The 6,549-nt window shown below is 73.1% G+C and carries 5 protein-coding genes; 1 reads left to right on the plus strand and 4 read right to left on the minus strand.

The window, feature by feature from the left end:
- The 4 genes from pepN to ACFUJR_RS27595 form a co-directional block, all read right to left on the minus strand.
- Positions 1 to 2,206 (minus strand): aminopeptidase N (gene pepN / locus ACFUJR_RS27580; protein ID WP_383450826.1); only part of this gene is annotated, 2,206 nt, incomplete at its 3' end.
- A gap of 209 nt (positions 2,207 to 2,415) precedes the next feature.
- Entirely contained in the window at positions 2,416 to 3,414 is a 999-nt protein-coding gene (locus ACFUJR_RS27585) for an asparaginase (RefSeq protein ID WP_383169160.1), read from the minus strand.
- Positions 3,411 to 3,719 (minus strand): chorismate mutase, encoded by a 309-nt coding sequence (locus ACFUJR_RS27590; RefSeq protein ID WP_383169162.1) that lies wholly within the window; start codon positions 3,717 to 3,719, stop codon positions 3,411 to 3,413. Before ACFUJR_RS27590 ends, ACFUJR_RS27585 begins: the two co-directional genes overlap by 4 nt.
- Before the next feature lie 11 nt (positions 3,720 to 3,730).
- On the minus strand, positions 3,731 to 4,618 hold the full coding sequence (locus ACFUJR_RS27595) for a helix-turn-helix domain-containing protein (RefSeq protein ID WP_383169164.1): 888 nt from the start codon (positions 4,616 to 4,618) through the stop codon (positions 3,731 to 3,733).
- An 84-nt stretch (positions 4,619 to 4,702) separates the two neighbouring features.
- On the opposite strand from ACFUJR_RS27595, the gene ACFUJR_RS27600 reads away from it, so the two are divergent.
- Positions 4,703 to 6,445, plus strand: coding sequence for a beta-galactosidase family protein (locus tag ACFUJR_RS27600; RefSeq protein WP_383169166.1), 1,743 nt, complete (start codon positions 4,703 to 4,705; stop codon positions 6,443 to 6,445).
- Positions 6,446 to 6,549 lie beyond the last annotated feature (104 nt).

The raw sequence follows: 6,549 nt of genomic DNA on the forward strand, positions 1-6,549 counted from the left end.
GGTAGTTGGACAGGTCGTCCGAGTCGAAGAGGCCGGACCAGGCGGCCGCCTTCGCCTCGGGCGTCGGCAGGGCGGCCCGGCAGCGGGCCGCGCCCTCCTGGCCGGTGGCGCTCGGGTCCCGCTCCAGCTCGCGGTCGATCACGGCCCCGTCGACCGCGCCCAGGACCGAGAGCCTGGCGAGGATGCGCCAGCGCAGCTCCGGGTCGAGCTCCGGTCCGCCGGGGACGGTTCCGTCGGCGAGCCAGCCGGCGAGGGTGTCGGGCTGCGTGGCGCTGCTGATGAACGTACGGACGGCGGTGAGGCGCAGTCCGGGGGCGTCGCCGTCCTCGGTGTGGCGGATGAGGGTGCGGGCCAGGGAGGTGAGCTGCGCGAGCGCGGCGGGGCGCTCCTCGGGGGCGAGGTAGCGGTCGGCGATCTGGGTGCGGGCGAAGGCGAGGACGCCCTGCACGACGGCCAGGTCCGGCTCCTCGGAGAGGTGGGCCTCGGCGGTGGCCAGGTAGTCGCGGGGGTCCAGTTCGCCGTCGCGGACCATGTCGCGCAGGGTGTTCCAGACGAGCGCGCGGGTGAGGGCGTCGGGGATGCCGGAGATGCCGCGCAGGGCGGTCTCCAGCGAGGTCTCGTCCAGGCGGACCTTGGCGTACGTGAGGTCGCCGTCGTTGAGGACGACGAGGGCGGGGCGCGGTCCGGGGAGGTCGAGGGGCGCGGTCTGCGGGACGTCGATCTCCAGGCGTTCGCGCGCGACGAGGCGGCGGCCGTCGACGAGGTCGCGGTCGTAGACGCCGACGGCGATGCGGTGCGGCCTGCTGCCGTCGTGCCGGACGGTGAGCGTGGTGCGGGTCTCGTCGCCGCCGAGTTCGGGCGTGAGGGTGTCGACTCCGGTGGTCCGCAGCCACCGCTCGGCCCAGGCGTGGACGTCGCGGTCGGTCGCGGAGGCGAGGTTGTCGATGAAGTCGGCGAGGGTGGCGTTGCCGAACCGGTGGCGCTTGAAGTGGGTGTTGATGCCGGCGAGGAAGTCCTTCTCCCCCATCCAGGTGACGAGCTGGCGCAGGGCGGAGGCGCCCTTGGCGTAGGAGATGCCGTCGAAGTTGAGGAGTGCGGAGGCGGTGTCGGGGACGGCGTCCGGGTCGGGGGCGACGGGGTGGGTGGAGGGGCGCTGGTCGGCGTCGTAGCCCCAGGCCTTGCGCTCGATGCCGAAGTCGATCCAGGTGTCGGGGAAGCGGTCGGAGCACGCCTCGTTGACGGTCTGGTAGCCCATGTACTCGGCGAAGGACTCGTTCAGCCAGATGTCGTCCCACCAGCGCAGGGTGACGAGGTCGCCGAACCACATGTGGGCCATCTCGTGGGCGATGACCATGGCACGGGTCTGGCGCTCGGTGACGGTGACGGCGGAGCGGTAGACGAACTCGTCGCGGAAGGTGACGAGGCCGGGGTTCTCCATGGCGCCGGCGTTGAACTCGGGGACGAAGGCCTGGTCGTAGGAGTCGAACGGGTACGGCTCCTCGAACTTCTGGTGGAAGCGGTCGAAGCAGGCCTTGGTGATGTCGAGGATCTCGTCGGCGTCGGCGTCGAGGTGGGGCGCGAGGGAGCGGCGGCAGTGGATGGCGAAGGGCAGTCCGGCGTGCTCGGTACGGACGGAGTGCCAGGGGCCGGCGGCGACGCAGACGAAGTACGTGGAGAGCAGCGGGGTGGCGGCGGCCTTCCAGCTGCCGTCGGGCTGCTGCTCGGTGATGCCGTTGGCGAGGACGGTCCAGCCTTCGGGGGCCTTGACGCTCACCTCGAAGACGGCCTTCAGGTCGGGCTGGTCGAAGGCGGCGAAGACGCGCTGGACGTCTTCCATGAAGAGCTGGGTGTAGACGTACGACTCGCCGTCGGTGGGGTCCTTGAAGCGGTGCATGCCCTCACCGGTGCGGGAGTACCGCATGGTCGTGACGGCGCGCAGCTCGTGCTCGCCCTCCGTGAGGCGGAGCGGGACCCGGTTCTCGTCGAGGGACGCGGGGTCGAGGGGCTCGCCGTCGAGCAGGAGGGAGTGGAGCGTGACGGGCTTCAGCTCGACGAACGTCTCCCCTGCGGTCCGGGCGGTGAACCGGATGAGCGTGGTGGATTCGAAGGTCTCGTCGCCGGTGGTGAGGTCGAGGTCGACCGTGTAGTGCTGGACGTCGAGGAGCTGGGCACGGGTCTGCGCTTCGTCGCGCGTCAGTACGGACATGGGGCCCATGCTGCCCGATGGTGCCGCGGCGGGGCACGGGGGTTCCGCCGACAGCTCGGCGCGGGCAGCACACGGGGGTTCCGCCGACAACTCGGCGCGGGCGGGGCACGGGGTTCCGCCGGCAGCTCGGCGCGGGCAGCACACGGGGGTTCCGCCGACAACTCGGCGCGGGCGGGGCACGGGGTTCCGCCGGCAGCTCGGCGGCGGTGTCAGGCGAGGTCGGCGCCGGTGACGTGGGCGTAGGCGGCGGTGATGCCGGGGCGGTCGTATCCGCTCGGGCTCTTGGCGCCGGTGGAGAGGAGCGCGTGGAGGAGGAGGCGGGCCTTGGCGGGGTCGAGCGGGCCCGCTGGGACGAGTCCGCGCTTCAGGAGGTCGTGCTCGGATCCGGGGCCGCGGTAGGTACGGGTGAGGGTCGCGCCGGCGCCGGTGCGGGAGGCGAGGACGACGGGGATGCGGGTCGCGAGCCGTTCCAGGGGTTCGACGAGCCAGGTGGGGACGTGGCCGGCGCCGAGGGCGGCGACGACGAGGCCGTCGAAGCGGGAGTCGACCGCTTCGAGGAGTTCGCCGCGGTCGCCGAGGGAGAGGGTGACCAGGGCGACGCGTACCGCCGGGTCGAAGCGGAGCGGGTGGATGGCGCTGGTACCGGTGGGGCGCAGCAGGACGCGCGGCTCGCCCTCGACGACGGCGCCGAGCGGCCCGGCGCCCGGGGAGGCGAAGGTGGCGACGGAGGTGGTGTGGGTCTTGCGGACGAGCCGGGCGGCGTGGATCTCGTCGGCGAGGACGACGAGGACGCCGAGGCCCGCGCAGCCGGGGTCGGCGGCGACGGTGATCGCGGCGGCCAGGTTGGCGGGGCCGTCGGCGCCGGGCAGGTCGGGGCGGCGCATGGCGCCGGTGACGACGACGGGCCTGTCGGTCTCGCAGAGCAGGTCGAGGAGGAAGGCGGTCTCCTCCAGGGTGTCGGTGCCCTGGACCACGACGACGCCGGAGCCCGTGGCGACGGTCTGGCGGACCTCGGTGGCGAGGGCGGCGAGGTCCTCGAAGGTGAGGGAGGAGCTGGGAAGCCGGCGGAAGTCGCGCAGTTCGACGGAGAGGCCGGTGCGGTCGGTGACGCCGAGGCCGGCGAGGACCTCGGCTCCCGTCATCCGGCTGGCGTCGCCGCCCCGCGCGGAGATCGTGCCGCCGAGGGTGAAGACCGTGACCCGGTTCATCGTTGCGTTCCGTCCGCGATCGTCTCGTGGTGGCGGATGACCTCCGCGATGATGAAGTTCAGCAGCTTCTCCGCGAACGCCGGGTCGAGTTTCGCGCTCTCGGCCAGCTCCCGCAGCCGGGCGATCTGGCGGGACTCGCGCGCGGGGTCGGCGGGCGGCAGCTGGTGCTCGGCCTTGAGGACGCCGACCTGCTGGGTGCATTTGAAGCGTTCGGCGAGCATGTGGACGACCGCCGCGTCGATGTTGTCGATGCTCTCGCGCAGCCGGGTCAGTTCCGCAGTGACGGACTCGTCGATCTCGCTCATGAGCAGCGAGCTTAGACGGATCGGGAGCGAAGGGTCGGCGGGTGTTCGGGATCCGGGATCACGTTGCTCCAGCCGCCGGGCACGGTCCGGCCCTGCTGTTCGCGGAAGCGGACGGGGGCGGTGCCGACCCGGCGGGTGAAGAGCCGGGAGAAGTAGGCGGGGTCGTCGTAGCCGACGCGGCGGGCGACGGCGGCGACGGGCAGCTCGGTGGCGGCGAGGAGTTCTTTGGCGCGGCCGAGCCGGATGGTGAGCAGATAGTCCTTGGGGCTGCAGCCTGCGGTGCGCCGGACGGCGGTCCGCAGTTCGGCCTGGGTCATGCCGTGGCGGGCGGCGTGCTCGGCGACGGAGAGCGGCTGGAAGGCGTCGCGGGCGAGGGCGGTGAGGACGGGGTCGCCGTCGGCGTTGGTGTCGGCGCGGGCGCGGCGCAGGGCGACCAGGAGTTCGTGGACGGCGGCTCCGGTCTCGACCTCGAGGAGGGGGTTGCCGCGGCGGGCGGCGCGGGCGATGCGGCCGACGGCGGCGCGCGGGGCGGTGGCGTCGGCGAGGGGGACGACGGGCCGGTCGGGTTCGATGTAGCCGAGTTCGGTGTAGGTGGCGGTGGCGGGTCCCGCGAAGTCGACGAAGGCCTCGTCCCAGCCGGTGTCGGGGTCGGCGGAGTAGTGGTGGGGCACGCCGGGGGTGAGCCAGATCAGGGCGGGTGCGGTGATGGTGGTGCGGCGTCCGTCGGGGACCCGGTACCAGCCGCTGCCGGAGCTGACGAGGACGGCGACGTGGTGGTCGAGGGTGCGTGGGCCGACGGTGGGCAGGGCGCCGTGCTGGAGCCCGACGCCGAGGCAGACGAGACCGAGGCGGTGGTGGACCGGACTGGGTGTGAAGTAGCGCATCCAGGTGTGGTACATCCGCCGTACCTGCCTTTCTTCCGTCCAAACAGCGACGATCTTTGTCCATGGACCGGTCCGCCGCCAGAGGGCGAGGGTGAGGTCATGAGCGCGTTCGCTGTGGGTGACGAGGACTTCCTTCTGGACGGGCGGCCGGTGCGGCTGCTGTCGGGGGCGTTGCACTACTTCCGGGTGCACGAGGAGCAGTGGGGCCATCGTCTGGAGATGCTCCGCGCGATGGGGCTCACCTGTGTCGAGACGTATGTCCCGTGGAATCTGTACGAGCCGGAGCCCGGCCGTCACGGGGACGTGGGCGCGCTCGGCCGGTTTCTGGACGCCGTGGCGCGGGCGGGGATGTGGGCGATCGTGCGGCCGGGGCCGTATGTCTGCGCCGAGTGGGAGAACGGTGGGATGCCGCATTGGCTGACGGGGCGCGTGGGGCGGCGGGTGCGGACGGGCGACGCGGAGTATCTCGCCCATGTGGAGCGCTGGTTCCGTCGGCTGCTGCCGCAGGTGGTGGAGCGGCAGATCGGCCGCGGCGGCCCGGTGATCATGGTTCAGGTGGAGAACGAGTACGGGAGTTACGGCTCGGACCCGGGGTATCTGCGTCGAGTCGCGGAGCTGCTGCTCGACTGCGGGGTGGAGGTGCCGCTCTTCACCTCGGACGGGCCGGAGGACCACATGCTGACGGGCGGTTCGGTGCCGGGGGTGCTGGCGACGGCGAACTTCGGTTCGGGGGCGCGGGAGGCGTTCGCGGTGCTGCGGCGGCACCAGCCGTCGGGGCCGCTGATGTGCATGGAGTTCTGGTGCGGCTGGTTCGACCACTGGGGCACGGAGCACTCCGTACGGGACGCGGCGGACGCGGCGGCGGCGCTGCGGGAGATCCTGGAGTGCGGGGCGTCGGTGAACGTCTACATGGCGCACGGGGGGACGAACTTCGCGGGCTGGGCGGGGGCGAACCGGGCCGGTGAGCTGCACGAGGGCGAGCTGCTGCCGACGGTGACCTCGTACGACTACGACGCGCCGGTGGACGAGGCGGGGCTGCCGACGGAGAAGTACTGGCGGTTCCGTGAGGTGCTGGCGGAGTACGCGGAGGGGCCGTTGCCCGAGGTGCCGGCGGCGCCGCGGCGGATCGCCGGGCCGGTGGAGGCCGCCCTGACGGAGTGGGCGTCCCTGGCGGAGGTCCTGGAGGTCCTCGGCGACGAGGAGTCGCGGACGCCGATGCCGCCGACCTTCGAGGAGCTGGGCGTGGACCGGGGGCTGGTGCGCTACCGCCTGGAGGTCCCCGGGCCCCGGCAGCCGTATCCCCTCTCGGTGTCCGGGCTGCGTGACCGTGCGGTGGTGTACGTGGACGGGGTCCGGGCGGGCGTGCTGACGTCGGAGGACGCGATGCTGCCCGAGCCGGTGGCGGGGCCCGCGGTGGTGGAGCTGTGGGTGGAGTCGCTGGGGCGGGTCAACTACGGGCCGCGGCAGGCGGAGCCGAAGGGGATCACGGGCGGGGTCCGGCACGAGCGGCAGTACGTGCACGGGGTGCGGGCCCGGGGGTTGAGGCTCGACGCCTTCGAGGCGGCGGCGGTCGCGAAGGTGCCGTTCCGTCCGGTGGCCGACGGAAGGCTGCCGGGTCTGCACCGGGCGGAGGTCGAGGTGTCGGGGGCGGGTGACGCGGCGCTGTCGCTGCCGGGCGGGACGCGGGGCTTCGTCTGGGTGAACGGCTTCTGTCTCGGCCGGTACTGGAGCGCGGGCCCGCAGGAGTCGCTCTTCGTCCCGGGCCCCGTGCTGCGGGAGGGCGCCAACGAGGTGTGGGTGCTCGAACTGGAGGGCGGGGCGGGAAGCGTGCGGCTCGGTTGAGGGGCGAGGGTGTGGGGGGGGGGGGGGCCCCCCCCCCCCCACCACCTGGGGCGTGTGGGGATAGCGCCAGGGGGAGGGGGCAGATGCGGGATATGTCTCCGTGG

Source organism: Streptomyces sp. NPDC057271 (genome assembly GCF_042668715.1).
Classification (GTDB): domain Bacteria; phylum Actinomycetota; class Actinomycetes; order Streptomycetales; family Streptomycetaceae; genus Streptomyces.

Coding starts and splice junctions, on each gene's coding strand:
- ACFUJR_RS27585 (WP_383169160.1), bottom strand. CDS start 3,414: ATGAACCGGGTCACGGTCTTCACCCTCGGCGGCACGATCTCCGCGCGG.
- ACFUJR_RS27590 (WP_383169162.1), bottom strand. CDS start 3,719: ATGAGCGAGATCGACGAGTCCGTCACTGCGGAACTGACCCGGCTGCGC.
- ACFUJR_RS27595 (WP_383169164.1), bottom strand. CDS start 4,618: ATGTACCACACCTGGATGCGCTACTTCACACCCAGTCCGGTCCACCAC.
- ACFUJR_RS27600 (WP_383169166.1), top strand. CDS start 4,703: ATGAGCGCGTTCGCTGTGGGTGACGAGGACTTCCTTCTGGACGGGCGG.